General features: G+C 68.9%; 18 protein-coding genes. 1 reads left to right on the forward strand and 17 read right to left on the reverse strand.

What is annotated here, in order from left to right:
• The first annotated feature begins 87 nt into the window (after positions 1–87).
• Entirely contained in the window at positions 88–1257 is a 1170-nt protein-coding gene (gene pobA, locus MKD50_RS01065; RefSeq protein ID WP_252666112.1) for a 4-hydroxybenzoate 3-monooxygenase, read from the forward strand.
• Positions 1258–1292: 35 nt separating this feature from the next.
• Here the strand turns inward: pobA and cobA are convergent, their stop codons facing one another.
• From cobA to MKD50_RS01150, 17 genes are all read right to left on the reverse strand, one after another.
• Positions 1293–2066, reverse strand: a complete 774-nt coding sequence (cobA, locus tag MKD50_RS01070) for a uroporphyrinogen-III C-methyltransferase (protein ID WP_252666113.1) — start codon at positions 2064–2066, stop codon at positions 1293–1295.
• A 33-nt stretch (positions 2067–2099) separates the two neighbouring features.
• Positions 2100–3608: a nitrite reductase gene (locus MKD50_RS01075; protein ID WP_252666114.1), complete on the reverse strand. Its 1509-nt coding sequence runs from the start codon at positions 3606–3608 to the stop codon at positions 2100–2102.
• On the reverse strand, positions 3605–4768 hold the full coding sequence (nirJ, locus tag MKD50_RS01080) for a heme d1 biosynthesis radical SAM protein NirJ (protein WP_252666115.1): 1164 nt from the start codon (positions 4766–4768) through the stop codon (positions 3605–3607). The genes MKD50_RS01075 and nirJ overlap by 4 nt, the downstream gene beginning before the upstream one ends.
• A gap of 40 nt (positions 4769–4808) precedes the next feature.
• Complete coding sequence (gene ahbB, locus MKD50_RS01085) at positions 4809–5318, reverse strand: siroheme decarboxylase subunit beta (RefSeq protein WP_252666116.1); 510 nt, start codon at positions 5316–5318, stop codon at positions 4809–4811.
• Complete coding sequence (locus MKD50_RS01090; protein WP_371925255.1) at positions 5318–5812, reverse strand: Lrp/AsnC family transcriptional regulator; 495 nt, start codon at positions 5810–5812, stop codon at positions 5318–5320. The genes ahbB (MKD50_RS01085) and MKD50_RS01090 overlap by 1 nt, the downstream gene beginning before the upstream one ends.
• Entirely contained in the window at positions 5809–6795 is a 987-nt protein-coding gene (ahbB, locus tag MKD50_RS01095) for a siroheme decarboxylase subunit beta (RefSeq protein ID WP_252666117.1), read from the reverse strand. The genes MKD50_RS01090 and ahbB (MKD50_RS01095) overlap by 4 nt, the downstream gene beginning before the upstream one ends.
• A gap of 8 nt (positions 6796–6803) precedes the next feature.
• The gene (locus MKD50_RS01100; protein WP_252666118.1) at positions 6804–7979 is read right to left on the reverse strand and encodes a cytochrome D1 domain-containing protein; all 1176 of its coding nucleotides are present in this window, start codon (positions 7977–7979) and stop codon (positions 6804–6806) included.
• A complete protein-coding gene (locus MKD50_RS01105; protein ID WP_240071179.1) occupies positions 7979–8353 on the reverse strand; it encodes a c-type cytochrome in 375 nt (124 codons plus the stop codon). Before MKD50_RS01105 ends, MKD50_RS01100 begins: the two co-directional genes overlap by 1 nt.
• A complete protein-coding gene (locus tag MKD50_RS01110) occupies positions 8335–8649 on the reverse strand; it encodes a c-type cytochrome (RefSeq protein WP_115702136.1) in 315 nt (104 codons plus the stop codon). Before MKD50_RS01110 ends, MKD50_RS01105 begins: the two co-directional genes overlap by 19 nt.
• 74 nt (positions 8650–8723) lie before the next feature.
• The gene (locus tag MKD50_RS01115) at positions 8724–10400 is read right to left on the reverse strand and encodes a nitrite reductase (RefSeq protein ID WP_252666119.1); all 1677 of its coding nucleotides are present in this window, start codon (positions 10398–10400) and stop codon (positions 8724–8726) included.
• Between the two features lie 217 nt (positions 10401–10617).
• Complete coding sequence (gene mobB, locus MKD50_RS01120; protein WP_115702132.1) at positions 10618–11172, reverse strand: molybdopterin-guanine dinucleotide biosynthesis protein B; 555 nt, start codon at positions 11170–11172, stop codon at positions 10618–10620.
• A 4-nt stretch (positions 11173–11176) separates the two neighbouring features.
• Entirely contained in the window at positions 11177–11884 is a 708-nt protein-coding gene (locus tag MKD50_RS01125) for a carbonic anhydrase (protein WP_252666120.1), read from the reverse strand.
• Positions 11885–11899: 15 nt separating this feature from the next.
• On the reverse strand, positions 11900–12652 hold the full coding sequence (locus tag MKD50_RS01130) for a peptidylprolyl isomerase (protein WP_252666121.1): 753 nt from the start codon (positions 12650–12652) through the stop codon (positions 11900–11902).
• A 28-nt stretch (positions 12653–12680) separates the two neighbouring features.
• Positions 12681–13364 carry a respiratory nitrate reductase subunit gamma gene (gene narI / locus MKD50_RS01135; RefSeq protein ID WP_115702126.1) on the reverse strand — a complete coding sequence of 228 codons (684 nt, stop codon included), beginning with the start codon at positions 13362–13364 and terminating at the stop codon, positions 12681–12683.
• Between the two features lie 114 nt (positions 13365–13478).
• On the reverse strand, positions 13479–14144 hold the full coding sequence (gene narJ / locus MKD50_RS01140) for a nitrate reductase molybdenum cofactor assembly chaperone (RefSeq protein ID WP_115702124.1): 666 nt from the start codon (positions 14142–14144) through the stop codon (positions 13479–13481).
• 27 nt (positions 14145–14171) lie between these two features.
• Complete coding sequence (narH, locus tag MKD50_RS01145; RefSeq protein WP_115702122.1) at positions 14172–15722, reverse strand: nitrate reductase subunit beta; 1551 nt, start codon at positions 15720–15722, stop codon at positions 14172–14174.
• Positions 15719–19468 (reverse strand): nitrate reductase subunit alpha, encoded by a 3750-nt coding sequence (locus tag MKD50_RS01150; RefSeq protein WP_252666122.1) that lies wholly within the window; start codon positions 19466–19468, stop codon positions 15719–15721. Before MKD50_RS01150 ends, narH begins: the two co-directional genes overlap by 4 nt.
• Positions 19469–19610: the final 142 nt, after the last annotated feature.

The following is a 19610-nucleotide window of genomic DNA, read 5'->3' on the forward strand; positions in this document are numbered from 1 at the left end:
GTCATTGGTTCCATCTGTCCATTCCGTAGCGGGTGTGCGGGCACTATCGTTAGCGCCACCAGATCGATACGCACAAGGAGACAACCCATGCGCACCCAGGTTGCCATCATCGGCGCCGGCCCCGCCGGCCTGTTGCTCGGGCAGTTGCTCGCCAGGGCGGGCATCGACAACATCATCGTCGAGCAACGCAGTCCGGAATACGTGCTCGGGCGCATCCGCGCCGGCATCCTCGAGAGCGTGACCGTCGATGCGCTGAAGCGCGCGGGCGTGGCGGCGCGGCTACAGGAGGACGGGCTGGTCCACGACGGCATCGAGCTGTCGTTCGATGGCCAGCGGCATCGCATCGACCTGCACGCGCTGGTCGGCCGCAGCGTGACCGTCTACGGCCAGACCGAGGTCACGCGGGACCTGATGGCGGCACGCCGGGAAGCGGGAATCACCACGGTCTATGACGCGCAGGAGGTCAGCCTGCACGACTTCGATGGCGCGAGGCCGCTGGTTCGTTACCGCAAGGATGGCATGGCGCACGAGATCCACTGCGACTACATCGCCGGCTGCGACGGCTTTCATGGCATCTGCCGGCAGAGCGTGCCGCAGGCCGCGACGCAGTTGTTCGAGCGTGTCTACCCGTTCGGCTGGCTTGGCATCCTTTCCGACACACCGCCGGTCGCGGACGAACTGATCTACGCCAGCCATGAACGCGGCTTCGCGCTGTGCAGCATGCGCTCGCGCGCGCGCAGCCGCTACTACATACAGGTGCCGTCGAGCGAGCGCGTGCAGGACTGGTCCGATGAGCGCTTCTGGGACGAATTGCGCCGCCGCCTCGATCCGCCGTCGGCGCAGTCGCTGGTGACGGGCCCCAGCATCGAGAAAAGCATCGCGCCGCTGCGCAGCTTTGTGTGCGAGCCGATGCGCTTCGGCAACCTGTTCCTGGCCGGCGATGCCGCGCATATCGTGCCGCCCACTGGCGCCAAGGGGCTGAACCTGGCCGCCAGCGATGTACTGACCCTGGCCGACGGACTGATTGCCGCCTGCCGGCATGACGACAAGCGCGAACTGGATGCCTATTCGGCGCGTTGCCTGCGCCGCATCTGGAAGGCCGAGCGCTTTTCATGGTGGCTGACTTCGCTGATGCATCGCTTCCCCGATGCGGACCCGTTTTCGTTGCGGATGCAGCGGGCCGAGCTCGATTACCTGGTGGGCTCGGAGGCGGCGTGCCGGGCGTTGGCGGAGAACTATGTGGGGTTGCCGTACTGACAGGGCTGAGGAGAAGCCACCGCCGCTAGCAGCAGCTAAGCGGCCAGCGAGCCCGCGCCCGGAGCCATCGCCTGCACTGTGGACAGCGCGTCCGTGACCACGCCGCCGACTAGCACCACCGCCGGGCTCGCCAGCCCGGCCGCGAGCGATTCGGCCAGCGTGCCGAGCGATCCGGTCCAGCTGCGCGCGTGCTCGCTGCCGGCGTACATCACCACCGCCGCCGGCGTGCCGGCCTCCATGCCCGCGGCGAGCAGGCCGTCGCGGATCGCGGCGAGGCGGCTCATGCCCATATAGATCACGAGAGTAGTGCCGCCACGCACCAGCGCCTGCCAGTCGGGCGAGCCGTCGGCACTGGTATGGCCGGTGACGAAGGTCACGCCGTGGCAGTGCGCGCGATGCGTCAGCGCAATGCCCAGCGCCTGCGCGGCGGCCATGCCACTGCTGATGCCGTTGACGATCTCGACCTGCAGACCGTGGCCGCGCAGGAACGCGGCCTCCTCGCCGCCACGCCCGAACAGCAGCGGATCGCCGCCCTTGACCCGCGCCACCGCGCGGCCGGCCAGCGCATGCTGCAGCGTCAGCTGCTGGATGCGCTGCTGGCTCACCGAGCAGCGCCCGCCGCGCTTGCCGACCCACTCCACATGGGTGCCCGGGCTGGCATAGCCGGCCATCTCCGGCGACACCAGGTCATCGACCAGCCAGACTTGTGCCGCGGCCAGCGCGCGCATGGCGCGTACCGTGACCAGGTCCGGGCTGCCGGGGCCGACGCCGACCAGCCAGACCTTGCCGGGCTTCAGCGGTGCTTGCATGTTGGACTCCTGCATCGGGATCTCGCCACGCGCTCAGTGGCTGGTGCCGGCCGAGCGCGTGGTCTTGTTGAAGACGTTGTACTTGCCGATGGGCTTGTCCATCGGCAGGCGCCTGACTTCCTGCAAGGTGGCGGCGTCATACACCACGATGGCGCCGTCGCGCTCCATCAGGCTGACCAGCGCGTAGCGCCCGTCGCGCGTGAACTCGACGTGCGCGGCGGTGCGCCCCGGGCTGGGCGTGACGCTGCCGACCACGCGCAGGCTGTGCTTGTCGATGACCTGCAGGGTGTCGCGTCTGGGGCTCATCATGGCGTCGGCCCAGGCGTAGGGCGTGCGCTCATGGCTGCGCAGGAAGAAGCCCGGACCGTTGGTCGGCACGGTGGCGACGGTGCGCCAGTCCTGCATGTCGATCACCGTGATGCGCCCCTGGCCGAGGTCGGGCGAGGCCATCACCTCACGGCCATCGCGCTGCCAGGTGATGCCGCTGCCCAGGTGCGGCATGCCGCCCAGCGCCAGCGACGCCACCTTGCGGCCCTGCTGCAGGTCGATCACCTGGCCGCCACCCTGGCGCGAGGCGCCCAGGATATGGCGGTACGGCTGGTCGAAGAAGAAGTCGTCGAGCACCTCGTCCAGTTCGATCGCGCGCGGCTTCAGCAGCGCCGAAGGCGGCAGCGGCGCGCCCGCGGCGTCGGCATACGGGATCTCCCAGACCTCGGGGATGTCCTTCAGCGCGGCGATAAAGCTGTGGCGGGGCGCGGCATCGTAGACCGCGGAGACGCGCGAACGCCCGCCATTGCGCCCGGCGACGTCGATCACCCGCGCCAGCGACAGGTCCTCGGCATGCAGCAGCACCAGCGCGCGCGGCAGCGTGTTGCCGGCCAGCACCCAGCGCCCGTCATCGCTGACCGCCACATTGCGCGTGTTCACGCCGACCCGGGTCTCGGCCACATACGCCAGGTTCCACAGGTCGTACTTGCTGACCCAGCCGTCGCGGCTGGCCATGTAGACGAAGCGGCCGTCGCGGCTGAACTTGGGACCGCCATGCAGCGCGAAGCGCGTGGCAAAGCGATGGATTGGCGCCAGCCGGTCGCCGTCGAGCACGGTCATGTGATGGCTGCCCGCCTCGACCACGACGAACAGGTTCTGCGGGTCGGCGCTGAACAGAGGCCGCGCCGGCAGGCTGCCGGGCGCATGGTGCACGATATGGCTGGCGCGGATGGCCTGTTCGTCCCATTGCGGCGCGGCGGCGGGCGCGGTGCGCAGCCAGCCTGCCAGCGCCTGCAGTTCGGCCGAAGCCAGCGTGCCCGCGAACGCCGGCATCTGCGTGGCGGCGCGGCCGTCGCGCAGCACCGCGTCGAGTTCGCCGGCGCGCAGGCGCTCCAGGCTTTCGGGCAGCAGCGCCGGGCCCATGGCGCCGAGGCGGTCGGCGCCATGGCAGGCGGCGCAGTGCTGCCCGTAGAGTGCGGCCGGGTCGGCGGCGGCTGCGGCTGGCGCGAGGCAGGCGAGCGCCAGCGCGGCCAGCCATCGGATCAGCGCTGTCATGCCGCGACCTCCGCGCCTGGCGCGTGCGCGATCTCGGCATCGCTCAGGTAGCAGCCCGGGTCTTCGGCCCACGGGTTGCCCGTCAGCGCAAAGGCGCGCACGCGCGTATTGCCGTTGCAGATGGCGCGGTGCGCGCAGCCCGCGCAGCGTCCCTGCAGCGGACGCGGCGAGCTGGCCAGGCCCGCCATCAGCGGATCGGCGCGGTCGGCCCAGATTGCGGCGAACGGCCGCTGGCGCACATTGCCCAGCGTCACGTGCCACCACATCGTATCGGGATGGACGTTGCCGAGGTTGTCGATATTGGCCACGCCGACGCCGGTGGCGTTGCCGCCCCAGCGCTCCAGCCGCTGGCGCATGTCGGTGATACGGTGCGGAAAGCGGCTGGCGATCCAGTACAGCAGGTACACGCCGTCGGCATCGTTGTTGCCGGTGACGAAGTCCCCCGCCTGCCCCCGGCGCGCGCGCTGCCAGACGTGGTCGAACAGCCAGTCCAGCGCGGCGCGGGTGCGGGCATGGCGTGCGTCATCGGCGCGGTGGCTGAGCGCGCGGCCGGCATAGTTGAAGTGCGACAGGTAGAACTTGTCGATGCCCTCGCGCTCGGCCAGCGCCACCAGCTCGGGCAGCTGTGTCGCGTTGGCTTCGGTCAGCGTCATGCGCACGCCTACGCGCAGGCCGGCCGCGCGTGCCGTGCGCAGGCCCGCCAGCGCCTGGGCGAAGGCGCCGTCGCTGCGGCGGAAGCGGTCGTGCGTGGCGGGCAGGCCGTCGAGGCTGACGCCGACGTAGTCGAAGCCCGTCGCCGCCAGCCGCGCCGCGTGGCCGGCATCGAGCAGCGTGCCGTTGGACGACAGCGACAGGTGGAAGCCGAGCGCGCGCGCGTGCCCGGCAATCTCGTACAGGTCAGGGCGCAGCAGTGGCTCGCCGCCGGATAGTATCAGCGCCGGCACGCGCGCCGCGCGCAGCTGGCCGAGCACGTTCAGCGCTTCGGCGGTATCGAGCTCGCCCTTGAAGTCGGTGTCGGCGGAGGTGGCGTAGCAGTGGCGGCAGTTCAGGTTGCAGCGGCGGATCAGGTTCCAGATCACCACCGGGCCGGCGGGCGGGCGCGGCGGCGGCAGCGGGCCGTCATCGCGCAGGGCTTCCATGAAGCGGGACAGGCGGAACATGGTTGGGGCTTCCTATCGGTTCGTTCAGTCGGGGCCGGGGTCAGGCTTTGCGTGGGGCCGGCGGCAACCGCAGCCCGGTCTTCTTCAGCACGCGGGTGGACCACAGCACATCGTGCGCGCGGCAGGCGTCGCCCAGCAGTGCCGCGATCGCGGCGACCTGGGGCGCGGCCTGTTCGCGCGAGCGCGCGTGAACCATCGCGAACAGGTTGTAGGGCCAGTGGGGCAGGCGGCGCGGACGCCGATAGCAATGGCTGACGAAGGGCAGGGCGCCGACGCGCGTGCCCAGCGCATCGATGCGGGCGTCGTCGACGTCCCACACGGTCATGCCATTGGCACGCCAGCCGAGCCGGTAGTGGTTGGGCACGGCGGCGATGCGGCGCAGCACGCCGCGCGCCTGCATCGCCGCCAGGCGTGCGATGACTTCCGCCTCGGTCAGGCCTAGTTCCGCCGCGACCGCGGCGTAGGGGGCCGATACCAGCGGCAGGCCGGCCTGGGTGGCGCGGATCAGCGCCAGGTCAGTGGGATCGGCAGCGTCGGCAGCGTCGGGCATCAGGCGGGCAGATAGAGGTTGACGAAGAACTCGCGTTCCTTGGGAAACGGCAACACCTCAACCCCGGCCGCGGCGGCGATGCGCGCAAGCACCGGCGCGACCTGATCCGGCCGCGCCACCGCCAGCACGAACCACAGGTTCAGGTGGTGGGTGCGCGCGTAGTGGTGCGCGACCTCGGGGTGGGCGTTGATCGCGGCGACGACGGCGTCCATCCGCGCCGCCGGCGCATGGCAGGCGCACAGCACGAAGCGTCCGCCCGCGCGCTCGACGTGGTACAGCGGTCCGAAGCGCGTCAGCACGCCGGCGGCGAGCAGCGCGCGCAGCCGCTCCAGCAGCACGGCCTCGGTGATGCCGAGCGCCGCGGCAGCTTCGGCGTACGGGCGCGGCACCAGCGGCAGGCCGCGCTGCAGGGCGTTGACGATGCGGCGGTCCAGCGGAGCGATGGGAGCGACGGGATCGAGCGCGTCGCGTGACGTGCTGGCGGCGCTGTTCATGCCGGCACCTGGGTGGCGTAGCGCGTGCCGCGCTGCTTGTAGCAATGCGTGCCGACCAGCACCGAGCCCGGCGCCTGCTCCAGGCCGGCGGCAGCCCGGACCTGGACCAGCGCGGACTGCAGGTCCTGCGCGCTGCGGGCGTGGATCATCGCGAACAGGTTGTAGGGCCAGTCCGGCAGCCGGCGTTCGCGGCGGTAGCACAGGGTCACGCGCGGCTGCCGCGCCAGCCGCATGCCGATGGCGTCGACGCGGCCGTCGGGCACGTCCCACACGCACATGGCGTTGTGGCGGTAGCCAAAGCGCCCGTGGCGCAGCACCACCCCCAGGCGCCGGATCACGCCTTGCGCCGACCATTGCGCCAGCCGCTCGAACACCTGCGGCACGCCCAGGCGCGCTTGCCGGGCCAGCACATGGAACGGGCGCGGCGTCAGCGGCAGGCCGGCTTCCAGTGCCGCGACCAGGCGCCAGTCATCGTCGTCCAGCGCCACCGCGGCGGCGGGCACCGCCAGCGCGGCCCGGCGCGGGCGGGCGCCGTGCTGGCGTGCCAGCGGAAAACCCAGGTCGATGTGGTACTCGCGCGCCATCGGCAGGTCCAGCGGCGACAGGCCGGTGAGGTCGCCGATCGACGCCAGCGTGGCATCGAGCATGCCGCGCTCGCGCGCGCCCGCGACAAACCACAGGTTGTACCGATGGCCGCTGCGCGCGTAGTTGTGGCTGACCGCCGCGCAGGCGCTGACGCGCGCCGCGACGCGGTTCAGCTGCGCCGGCGGCACCGACAAGGCGCCCAGCGTGCTGACGCCGATCACGTTGGGTGCGAACACCGCGCCGACGCGGCTGATGCGGCCGCTGCCGAGATCGCGCGCCAGCAAGGTCAGCAGCGCGTGCTCGCACAGTCCGGCTTTCGCGGCCAGCGCCTGGTAGGGCCGGGGCTGCAGCGGGAAGCCGCGCTGCAACTGGTCATAGAGGCTTTGCTCGTTGAACATGGCGTGCCCTACATGCCGAAGCGCTGGGCGCGCGCGGTGAAGAAGATGCCGCTGGGATTGTCGGCCGGCAGCGTGGCCACGCGTTCGAGGGTGGCGGTGTCGTAGACCTCGACGCGGTTGTCGTCGCGGCAGGACAGCCACAGCGCCTCGCCCTTGGGCGTGAATTCCATGTGCAGCACGCCGCGGCAGGGCTGCAGCGTGCGCAGCACCTGGCGCGTGGCGGTGTCGATCACCTGCACGGTGTCGTTGTGCGGGAAGGCGAAATTGACCCAGACCTGGCGCCCGTCGGGCCGCGCCATGGCGAACACCGGCTGGCCCGCCAGCGCCACGCGCGCCGCCTCGCGCCAGCCGTTGGCGGGATCGGCCACCAGCACTTCATGGCGCCCGACCGCCGGCAGCCACGCCATGCCCTGCGCCATGGCCCAGCCGCGCAGATGCGGCATCTTGTAGACCGGCAGCGGCGCGTTGCCGCGGCCGTAGCCGGAAAGGATGCGGCGCGCCTGCGGCGGCGCCTGCCACAGGTCGACCAGCGCCAGGCCGTCTTCGCCGAACAGGCCGGCCAGGTACCAGCGGCCGTCGGGCGTGACCAGCCCGTCGTAAGGCTCGCGCCCGGCGGCCACGCGGACCACCTGCGGGTGGTGTGGGTCATTGGCGTCGATGATCCAGATCTCGCCGGATTCGAACAGGCTCGCGGCAAAGCGCCGGCCGGGCAGGTCGGCCAGCCCGACCACCTTGGCGCGGCGCCCGTCGCTGCCGATCGCCGGCAGGTCTGCCAACGGCGCCAGCGTCTGCGCGTCGAACAGCCGGATGCCGCCCGGCGCATAGTTCTGCGCTGCGACCACGCGGCCATCCTGCGAGATGGCGCCGCCGATGCTGTTGCCGGCCTGCAGCACGCGGTGCGTGATGCGTGCGCCAAGCAGGTCCACGCGTGTCAATCCGCCGTCGCGGCCGAACACATACGCGTAGCGCGCATCGCGCGAGAACACCACGCTGGCATGGGACAGGTCGCCCAGCCCTTCGACCGTGGCCAGCCGGGTCATGCCGGTGGTCTCGACGATCTGCAGCCGGCCGGCGGCGCGCTCCACCACCACGCCGAGGTCGCCGGTGCCGCGCACGGTGCCGGCGCAACCGGCGGCGAGCACGGCGACGATCGCAGCGCATGCCGCCGCGGCCAGCCCGCGCATCAGTTGGCCTGCGGCGTGACGGCCGGCGGCTGGCCGGCCTGCAGTCGATCGATCAGCCATCGGGCTTCATCCTGCGTCATGAAAGGTTGCCAAGGCGGCATCGCCGTGCCGGGCCGGCCGTACAGCACCGTGGCGACGAGGCCGTCAGGGGGCTTGCCTGCCAGGCTTGCGGGTGTCAGCGGCGGGCCCAGCCCGCCGCGCAGGGTCATGCCGTGGCAGGCGCCGCAGTCATCGCGCAGCCAGTGCGCCAGTTGCGCCTGCCGCGCCGGTGCGGGCGGCTCCGCCGCGGCGAGTGCGCTGGCGCAGGCTGTGGCGACCAGCGCCGCAGCCGCGGCGCGGCACCATCCAATGCGGCTCAGAGGGAAAGGATCCATTTGGCCAGCGTGTTGGCGTCGGCCGCGCTGACGGCGTTGGCCGGCATAGGCACCGGGCCCCAGCGGCCGCTGCTGCCTTTCAGGATGGACTGGACCATCTGCGCCTGCGCGTCCTTCCTGCCGGTGTATTTGCCCTTGATGTCCTGGAAGGCGGGGCCGACCATCTTCTTGTCGATGGCATGGCACGCCAGGCAGGCCTTGCTCGATGCCAGGGTCTGGCTGGCGTGGGCCGGCATGGCGGCGCCGAATGCCAGCAGGCAGCCGAACGCTGCCAGCAGCGCAGGTTGTGTTCGCATGATGCATTTCTCCATGGAAGTCACGCGGGGCCCTGGCGGCCCTCGCCGCGCCGCGGCGCAGCGAGGGCGCCGGCTCAGTAGACGTCGTGCTGTGTGTTGTAGGCGTTGAACTTGCCGGTCGGCGTGATCAGGCGCTTGTCCTTGATCACGGTCTTGAGCGTGCGGGTCTTGTCGTCGACCACCACCAGCGCGGATTCACCATCCTTGGTGCCCCACACCGAGAACCAGACCTCGTCGCCGGCCTTGTTGTATTCGGCCTGCACCACGCGCCTGGCGCCGCTGCCCTTCAGGTCGGCCCACTCGGCGATGGGAAGCACCTTGAAGCCGGCGTCGAGGGTGCGCGTGTCGAACACCGCGACCGACTGGTTGAGCTTGGCATCCGGGTTCAGCGGCGTATCGACCCACAGGTTGGACGACTTGGGATGGGTCTTGATGAAGAGCGAGCCGCCGCCCTGGCCCTTGACCGTCTGCACCACCTTCCACGCCTGCGCGGGGTGACCGGCGGGGTCGGTGCCGATCAGGCTGATGGTCTCGTCGCCGAGGTGGCTGGTGGCCCAGACCGGGCCCAACTGCGGATGCGTGAAATTGGCGCCACGGCCCGGGTGCGGGGTCTTGCCGACGTTGACCAGCGCCGCCAGCTTGTCTTCCTTGATATCGACCACGGCGATCTTGTCGGAGGCGTTGGCGGCCACCAGGAAGTAGCGTCCGGTCGAATCGAAGCCGCCGTCATGCAGGAACTTGGCCGAGTCGATGGTGGTGGTCTTCAGGTTGGCCAGGTCCGAGTAGTTGACCATCAGGATCTTGCCGGTCTCCTTGGCGTTGATCACGAACTCCGGATGGAAATGGCTGGCGACGATCGACGCCACGCGCGGCTCGGGGTGGTATTCGTTGTCGACGGTCATGCCGCGCGTGGACACCACCTTGAGCGGCTTGAGCGTGTCGCCCTCCATGATCACGTACTGCGGCGGCCAGTACGAGCCAGCCACGGCGTACTTGTCCTCGTAGCCCTTGTACTTGGAGGTCTCGACCGAGCGCGCCTCCATGCCGATCTTCACTTCGGCGACGATATCGGGCTTGGGCAGCCACAGGTCGATCAGGTCCAGCCGCGCGTCGCGGCCGATCACGTACAGGTAGCGTCCCGACGCCGACATGCGCGAGATATGCACCGCATAGCCGGTCTTGACGATATTGATGATCTGCTTGCTGTCGCCGTCGATCAGCGCGACTTCGCCGGCGTCGCGCAGCGTGACCGAGAACAGGTTGTCCAGGTTGTACTGGTTCATCTTCTGCGTCGGGCGCTTGGCCACCGGCACGATGTCCTTGCGGCTTTTCTCGATATCGGCGAGCGAGAACTCGGGCGGCGTCGGCGGGTCGAGCTGTATGTAGCGTGCCATCTGGTCGACTTCCTTGTCGGTGAGGTCGCCCGAGGTGCCCCAGTTGGGCATGCCGGCGGGGCTGCCGTACTTGATGAAGGTCTTCAGGTATTCGGTGCCGCGCGCGCGGGTGATGTCCGGCGTCAGCGCCTTGCCGGTGGCGCCCTTGCGAAGCACGCCGTGGCAGCCGGCGCAGCGTTCGAAGTAGATCTGACGCGCGTGATCGAATTCAGCGGTGGTCAGGGTGGGGATGGCGGCCTTCTGTTCAGCCTTCGGCGCGGTCTTGGAGTCGGCCTTGGTGGCAGCGTGAGGCAGGCCAAGCCAGAGCGAGAGCGGCAAGGCCGCGATTGCCGGATACAGCCAGTTTTTTGCTTTCATGGGGTGCCGTGGATCAGCGGTGGGAAAGCGATTGCGCGGTGCACAGGCGGTGTTGCCTGGACCTGTCGTCATGTGGCGATCATGCGCACACACTGCCGACATGGGATTGACTGGCATCAAACGAAGCAGGGAGCTCGGGAACGACATGCGGAAGGCGATGAGCTGTCGTTCCCGGCGGGCAGGCGTGTCGCCGTGGCGTGCGGCCGGCTGGGCCAGGCTACAGCGTCAGCGCCGGCACACGCGCCATGCCGGGCGCCGCCTCCGGCATGGCGGCGGCCTGGTCGCGCAAGGCCAGGATAAAGTCGCCGATCTGCGCGATATCGTCCAGCGCCATGCATGGCAGCACGGTGTCCATGCGCTTGTCGGTCGCCAGCGCGATGATCGACGGATCGCCCGGATAGTAGGGTGCGCGCCCGTGCGCGGGCCGGTAGACCTCGATGCGCGGGATCGCCTCGCGGCGGAAGCCTTCGACCAGCGTGATGTCGGCCGGGCGCAGGCGCGCGACCTGTTGCGCCAGCGTCGGCTCGGCCTCGTCGGCCAGTTCGCGCACGATGGCGTAGCGATAGGGCGAGGCCACCATCACCTCGGCCGCACCGGCCGCGCGAAAGCGTGCGCTGTCCTTGCCCGGCGGCTCGAGTTCGAGCGGGTGGTGGCTGTGCTTGATCACGTTGACGGTCAGGCCCTGGGCGCGGAACCAGGGCAGCAGCGCCGTGATCAGGGTGGTCTTGCCGCTGCCGGAGGTGCCGGTGATGCCAAGGATGAAGGGATGCATGGGGTCAGCGTTCGCAGGGTTCGCAGGTTTCTGATTGGGCGGGCAGCGGGCACACCAGCGGCAGGAAGCTGTCGGCGCGCTGCGAATAGGCCAGCAGCGCGCCGGCCTGGAGATCGAAATACCAGCCGTGCAGCGTCAGCGCGCCGGCTTCCAGCGCACGCCGCACGAACGGGAAGGTTTGCAGGTTGCGCAGCGATACCAGGATCGCCGCCTGCTCGCAGGCGCGCTCGCGCTGCGCGGCGCTGGCCGCTGCCAGGGTCTCTTCCACCTGGCGCCGCGCCGGCGCGGCGATGCGCACCCAGGCGCCCAGGTAGTCCGGATCCTGGCCGTCGTCGGGCGCATGGTCGCCGGCGTCGGCCGGCTGCGCCAGCAGCGCGCGGATGCCGCCGCAGCCGCCGTGGCCCATCACGATGATGCGGGCCACGCGCAGCTGCTGCACCGCGAACTGGATCGCCGCGGACACGCCATGCAGGCTGCCCTCGTGGCGGCCGGTGCAGGGCGGCACCAGGTTGCCGATATTGCGCACGGTAAACAGCTCGCCCGGATCGCAGCCGAGCAGCAGGCCGGGGTCGACGCGCGAGTCGCTGCAGCCGATCAGCAGCGTCGGCGGACGCTGGCCGGCGCGCAGGGTGTCGAACAGCCCGGGCTCGTCGTCGAAATAGCGTTGCTGGAAGCGTTCGAAACCCTTGAGCAGATGTTCGATGTGATGCACGGCGGCCTCCGCTCGCTACTGCACCAGCGGGCTGTCGGCGCCCTCCAGCTCGATGCCTTCGATGCGCGCCCGGCCGATCAGCAGGCTGGCGTACTGCTTCCAGGCGCGGTCGCGCGCGGCGGCGCCGAGGGCGCGCGCAATCTCGCCGCGCACCGCCTCGAACGGCAGGCGCGTGCCCGGGCAACGCTCGAGGATGCGCACGATATGCAGGCCAAAACGGCTTTCCAGCAACTGCGGCAGCACGCCGTCGCGCTGGGCGGCGAACAGCGCGCGCTCGAACTCCGGCGCGGTCTCGCCGCGGAACACGCGGCCCAGCCGGCCGCCGTTGGCGCCGCTGGGGCAGTTGGACAGTGCGCTGGCATGATGCGCAAAGCTCGCGGGATCGCCGCGCACCAGTGCCAGCGTCTGCGCCGCGACCTCGCGCAGCGCGTCCAGCGGCACACGGGGCGTGACCTGGAACAGGATATGGTCGGCTTCCACCCATTCGCCTTCGCGGAAGCGCTCGGGGTGGCTGTCGTAGTGGCGGCGGCAGCTGGCTTCGTCGGCTTCGGGCGTGGCCGCCTCGCGCGCCAGCAGCGCCTGCGCCAGCGCGTCGTCGTCCATGGCCTCGGCGTCCAGGCCGATGCGAGAGGCTTCGGCCCGCATCAGCAGGCGCAGGATCGCCGAGATGGTGGCCAGCCGCGCCGGGTTGGCGGCGTCGTGATGGTGGTCCAGTTCGCTCTCGATATCGGCGTCGCGCAGTTCCACGCCGTTGACGGTGACAGGCATAGGATTCTCCTTGTCGGGTTTGCGGCGTTCAGCGGCTGCGCACCAGCTGCCAGGCGCGGCCCAGGTAGCCGAGCGAGGCAAAGCCGCTCCACACATGCACCAGCCGCGTGAACGGGAAGATCACGAACAGGGTCATGCCCATGAACAGATGCGCCTTGAACAGCAGCGGCGCGTCGGCGATAAAGCCGGCGGCGTCGCCGCGCAGCGTGACAATGTGCTGCGCCCAGTTCATCAGCTGCACCATCATGTGGCCGTCCATATGGCTGGCTGATTCGAAGATGGTGGACAGGCCCAGCAGCAGCGTCACCAACAGCCACAGCAGCAGCACCTTGTCGCCGGTGCGGGTCACCGCGGACACGCGCGCGCTGGTCAGGCGGCGGTGCAGCAGGATCAGCAGGCCGGCCAGGCACATGGTGCCCATCACGCCGCCGGCGGCCATCGCCACGCCCTGCTTGAAGCCGTGCGAGACGCCCAGCGCGTCCCACACCGCCACCGGGGTCAGCAGGCCAACCAGGTGGCCGAAGAACAGGCCCAGGATGCCGACATGGAACAGGATGTTGCCGGTGCGCAGGTTGCCGCGGTACAGCACCTGCGAGCTGTCGCTCTTCCAGGTGTATTGCTCGCGCTCGAAGCGGGCCAGGCTGCCGAACAGGAAGATGGCAAGCGCGATGTACGGGTAGATGCCGAAGAGGAATTGGTGGAGGGTTGCCATGGTGTATTAGCTCGGTAAGTGTGGCTGCAAGGGCGTGCGTGTGCGTCTTTGCCGATTGTGTTCCCCTCTCCCCTCAGGGGAGAGGGGCGAAAACAAGCGACTCGCGAAGGCATGTCAGCAGGCCGCAGGCGCCGGTGCCGTGCCGCGCGGATAGAACTTCACTGCCTGCGGCCCGGTGTGCGGGGCCAGCAGCGGCTCCACGCCGTCGGCGCCCGGGCCGAAGGTTTCCAGCGCCTCGTCCATGTCCCGCACCGGCGGTTCCTGCTGCGGTTGCGGCTGCACGTCGGTGAGCGTGCGCAGCACGGCGAACACGCCGGCGTACGGGCTCTGGTTGCGCGCGAGCCGGTCGCCGATCGCGGCCAGCACGTGGATCGCCTCGCCCAGCAGTTGTTCGGCGCGTGCCTCGTTGCCGTCGGCCGCGAGCGCGCCGAGGAACTCCAGGAACAGCGGCACGTAGTCGGGCAACTCGGATGCCGCGGGCTCGAAGCCTTCGCGCCGGTACTCGTCGATCAGATCGACCATGGCCTGGCCGCGGTCACGGCTTTCGCCGTGCACGTGCTCGAACAGGTGCAGCGAGTGCGACGGGTTGCGGTCGAAGGTGGCGACATAGTTCTCCTGCAGCGTGATCAGCGTCTCGCTGCGCAGCATGTCGGTCACCGGCGCCAGCAGTATGCGCGCCTGCGGCCATTCGGCCAGCGCCGCGTCGATCTCGGGCAGCGCGTCGATCAGGTCCTGCTCGGGATAGCCGAGCAGCGCGCTGAGGATGGGATAGAGGGGCATGTTCTTCTCCGGTTCGTTCGCGGACGTTCAGCTCATCACTGCCTTCTTGCGCGACCTGGGCATGTCGACAAAGTGCACGCTGCCCTGCGGCTTCTTGCCGAACAGCGCGCCGTCCGAGGTGCCGCCCGAGCAGCCGTTGCCGAAGGTGAAGCCGCAGCTGGCCTTGTCGTTGAAGCTGTCCTCGACCATCTCCTTGTGCGAGGACGGGATCACGAAACGGTCCTCGTAGTTGGCGATGGCCATGGTCTTGTACATGTCCTCGACCTGAGCGGGCGTGAGGCCCACTTGCTTGAGCACGTCCAGATCCTGCACACCGTCGACCACCTGCGAGCGCTTGTAGGCGCGCATCGCCAGCATGCGGTCCAGCGCCGACAGCACCGGCATCACGTCGCCCGCCGTCAGCAGATTGGCCAGGTACTTGACCGGGATACGCAAGCTCTTGACGTCGGGGATGATGCCGTTCATGCCCATGTGGCCGGCCTCGGCCGCCGACTGGATCGGTGACAGCGGCGGGACGTACCAGACCATCGGCAACGTGCGGTACTCCGGGTGCAGCGGGAAGGCGATCTTCCACTCGCACGCCATCTTGTAGACCGGCGACTTGCGCGCGGCTTCCAGCCAGGCTTGGGGAATGCCCTGGCGCAGCGCCTCGGCCTGCACCGCCGGGTCGTGCGGATCGAGGAACACGTCGAGCTGCGACTGGTACAGGTCGCGCTCGTCGGCCACCGACGCGGCTTGCTCGATGCGGTCGGCGTCGTACAGCATCACGCCGAGGTAGCGGATGCGGCCGACGCAGGTCTCGGAGCAGACCGTGGGCTGGCCGGCCTCGATACGCGGATAGCAGAACAGGCATTTCTCGGCCTTGCCGCTCTGCCAGTTGAAATAAATCTTCTTGTACGGGCAGCCCGAAATGCACATGCGCCAGCCGCGGCACTTGTCCTGGTCGACCAGCACGATACCGTCGTCCTCGCGCTTGTAGATCGAGCCGGACGGGCACGAGGCCACGCAGGCCGGGTTCAGGCAGTGCTCGCACAGGCGCGGCAGGTACATCATGAAGGTGTTCTCGAAGGTCGAGTACATCTCCTTCTGCACGTCATCGAACAGCTTGTCGCGGCCGCGCGAGCTGAACTCGCCGCCGAGGTCGTCTTCCCAGTTCGGGCCCCACTCGATCTTTTCCATCTTGCGGCCGGTCAGCACCGAGACCGGGCGCGCGGTGGGCGGGGTCTGCGACAGCGGCGCCTTCTGCAGGTGCTCGTAGTCGTAGGTGAAGGGCTCGTAGTACTCGTCGATCGCCGGCAGGTTGGGATTGGCGAACAGGTTCGCCAGGATCTTCAGCTTGCCGCCCTGGCGCGGCTCCAGCGTGCCGTCGGCATTGCGCTTCCAGCCGCCCTGCCACTTGTCCTGGTTCTCCCATTCCTTGGGATAGCCGATGCCGGGCTTGGTCTCGACGTTGTTGAACCAGGCGTACTCGACGCCGTCGCGGCTGGTCCAGACGTTCTTGCAGGTCACGGAGCAGGTATGGCAGCCGATGCACTTGTCGAGGTTCAGCACCATGGCCACCTGGGCGCGGATCTTCATTGCGTTGCTCCTTCCTTCTCAGTCTTTTCCACGAGCGGGCCTTCCAGCCAGTCGACCTTCTTCATCTTGCGCAGGATCACGAACTCGTCGCGGTTGCTGCCCACGGTGCCGTAGTAGTTGAAGCCGTAGGCCAGCTGCGCGTAGCCGCCGATCATGTGCGTGGGCTTGGTCACGGCACGCGTGACCGAGTTATGGATGCCGCCGCGCATGCCGCTGGTCTCGGCGCCCGGCACGTTCACGATCTTTTCCTGGGCGTGGTACATCAGGCACATGCCCTTCGGTACGCGCTGCGACACCACCACGCGCGCGGTCAGCGTGCCGTTGACGTTGAACACCTCGACCCAGTCGTTGTCGCGAATGCCGTTGGCCTTGGCCTCGGCTTCCGAGATCCACACGTGCGGGCCGCCGCGCGACAGCGTCAGCATGCGCAGGTTGTCGGAGTAGGTAGAGTGGATGCCCCACTTCTGGTGCGGCGTGATCCAGTTCAGCACCAGCTCCGGGTTGCCGTTGGGCTTCCTGCCCAGCATCGGCGCCACCGTCTTGGTGTCGATCGCGGGCTTGTACACGCACGCGCCTTCGCCGAAGTCGAGCATCCAGCGGTGGTCCTGCCAGAACTGCTGGCGGCCGGTCAGCGTGCGCCAGGGGATCAGTTCGTGCACGTTGGTGTAGCCGGCGTTGTAGCTGACCTCTTCCGATTCCAGCCCCGACCACGTCGGCGCGGAGATGATCTTGCGCGGCTGCGCCTGCACGTCGCGGAAACGGATCTTGTCGTGCTCGCGCCCCTCGGCCAGGTGGGTGTGGTCGCGGCCGGTGATCTTCGACAACGCTTCCCATGCCTTGACGGCGACGTGGCCGTTGGTTTCGGGCGCGAAGGTCAGGATCATCTCGGCGGCGTCGATCGCCGTTTCGAGCTTCGGGCGACCCTGGCTCACGCCGGGTTCCGTCACCGTGTGGCTCAGGTCACCGATTTCCTTCACCTCATGCTGGGTGTTCCAGTTGATGCCCTTGCCGCCATTGCCGAGCTTGTCGAGCAGCGGGCCGATCGAGGTGAATTTCTTGTAGATGTCCGCGTAGTTGCGCTCGACCACCGTCATCGACGGCGCGGTCTTGCCCGGGACCAGGTCGCACTCGCCGGCCTTCCAGTCCTTCGGCTCGAACGGCTGGCCCAGTTCGCCCGGGGTGTCGTGCAGCAGCGGCGTGCACACCAGGTCCTTGCGCGTGCCCAGGTATGGGCCGGCGATCTCGCTGAATTTCTTTGCGATGGTCTTGTAGATTTCCCAGTCGGTCTTGCTTTCCCACAGCGGCTGCACGGCTTCGGACAGCGGGTGGATGAAGGGGTGCATGTCGGACGTGTTGAGGTCGTCCTTCTCGTACCAGGTGGCCGTCGGCAGCACGATGTCGCCATACAGGCAGGTGGTGCTCATGCGGAAGTCGAGCACGGTCAGCAGGTCGAGCTTGCCTTCGGCGGCCGGGCGCACGTTGACTTCGCTCGGCGTGATGGCGTCGTTCTCGTCGCCGAACACGGCGTTCTGCGTGCCGAGCAGGTACTTCAGGAAATACTCGTGTCCCTTGCCCGAGCTGCCCAGGATATTGGAGCGCCACACGAACATATTGCGCGGGAAGTTGGCCGGGTTGTCGGGATCGTCGCAGGCGAACTGCAGCGCGCCCGACTTCAGCTGCTCGACGGTGTACGCAACCGGATCCTTGCCGGCCTGCTCGGCCGCATCGACCACGTCGAGCGGATTGGCGCCCAGCTGCGGCGCCGACGGCAGCCAGCCCATGCGCTCGGATTTCGCGTTCAGGTCCAGCAGCGACAGGCCGTCATAGCGCTTGCGATCGGCCGTCGGCGACAGGATTTCATCGACGCCCAGCTTCTCGTGGCGCCACTGGCTGGTGTGGTTGTAGAAGAACGAGGTGCCGTTCATCTGGCGCGGCGGCCGCGACCAGTCCAGGCCGAATGCCAGGGGGGCCCAGCCGAACTGCGGGCGCAGCTTTTCCTGGCCGACGTAGTGGGCCCAGCCGCCGCCGCTCTTGCCGATGCAGCCGCACATCATCAGCAGGTTGATGATGCCGCGGTAGATCATGTCGTTGTGGTACCAGTGGTTCAGCGCGGCACCGACGATCACCATGCTCTTGCCTTGCGTGCGGTCGGCGTTGTCGGCGAACTCGCGCGCAACCTGGGTCACCAGGCGCGCCGGCACCGAGGTGTGCTTCTCCTGCCAGGCGGGGGTGTAGGGCACGTCGTCCTCATACGACGCCGCTACGTTGGGGCCGCCCAGGCCCTGGTCGACACCGTAGTTGGCCATCTGCAGGTCGTACACGGTCGCCACCAGCGCGCTGCTGCCGTCGGCCAGCGTGATGCGGCGCGCCGGCACGCGGCGGCGCAGCAGTTCGTCGTGCTCGCCGCCGAAGTAGGGGAAGCCCACTTCCACCACTTCATCGTGCTGGCTGACCAACGACAGGCGCGGCTCGATTGTGCGGCCGCTGCCGCCGTCCTTCATTTCCAGGTTCCAGCGTCCCACCTTCTCGCCGCCGTTGTGCGCGCCTTCGCCCCAGCGGAAGCCGATCGAGCCGTTGGGCGCGACGATCTCGCCGGTGGCATCGTCGATCTGCAGCGTCTTCCACTCGGGATGGTTGGCTTCGCCCAAGTTGTCGGCCAGGTGCGAGGCGCGCAGGAAGTGGTCGGGCACCAGCGTATCGCCGTTGTCCTGGTTCTGGCGCAGCAGCACCAGCATCGGCATGTCGGTGTACTGCCTGACGTAGTCGCGGAAGTACGCGGACTTGCCGCTGGCGTGGAATTCCTTGAGCACTACGTGGCCCATCGCCATCGCCAGCGCGGCATCGGTGCCTTGCTTCGGCGCCAGCCAGATATCGCCGAACTTGACCATCTCGCCAAAGTCGGACGAGACCGCGACGGTCTTGGTGCCCTTGTAGCGCACCTCGGTGTAGAAGTGGGCGTCGGGCGTGCGCGTCTGCGGCACGTTAGAGCCCCACACCATCAGGTAGGTGGAGTTGTACCAGTCGGCCGATTCGGGCACGTCGGTCTGTTCGCCCCAGACCTGCGGGCTGGCCGGCGGCAGGTCGCAGTACCAGTCGTAGAACGACAGGCAGGCGCCGCCGAGCAGGCTCAGGTAGCGCGCGCCGGCGGCGTACGACACCATCGACATCGCCGGGATCGGCGAGAACCCGATCACGCGGTCCGGACCGAATTTCTTCACAGTGAAGGCGTTGGCCGCGGCAATCATCTCGGTGGCGGTGTTCCAGTCGGCGCGCACGAAGCCGCCCTGGCCGCGCACGCTCTTGTAGCGCGCCGCCTTCTTCGGATCCTGGCTGATCGATTCCCAGGCGGCGATCGGGTCCATGGTCTTGCGGGCCTCGCGCCACATCTCCATCAGGCGGCCGCGGATCATCGGGTATTTGACGCGCTGCGCGGAGTAGACGTACCAGCTGTACGACGCGCCGCGCGGACAGCCGCGCGGCTCGTGGTTGGGCAGGTCCGGGCGCGTGCGCGGGTAGTCGGTCTGCTGGGTTTCCCAGGTGATCAGGCCATTCTTGACGTAGACCTTCCAGGAGCACGAACCCGTGCAGTTCACGCCGTGGGTGGAGCGCACGATCTTGTCGTGCTGCCAGCGGCTGCGGTAGCCGTCTTCCCACTTGCGGTCTTCGTTCACCACCGCGCCGTGGCCGTCCGCATAGGTGGACTTGACGCGCGACATGAACTTCAGTCGATCCAGGAAATGACTCATTTGCTTGTTCTCCGCGAGGCTATTCTGCGGGGCTCCGACGGTTGCCCGGGAGCATTTGCAGGGACACCTCGAGCTTATGGGGGAGCGGGGCGGCGGCCAATTCGCTGGTGGAACAGCCGCCGGATGGCGATCGGGGGAGGTG

Source organism: Cupriavidus mimosae, assembly GCF_023952485.1.
Classification (GTDB): Bacteria; Pseudomonadota; Gammaproteobacteria; order Burkholderiales; family Burkholderiaceae; genus Cupriavidus; species Cupriavidus taiwanensis_C.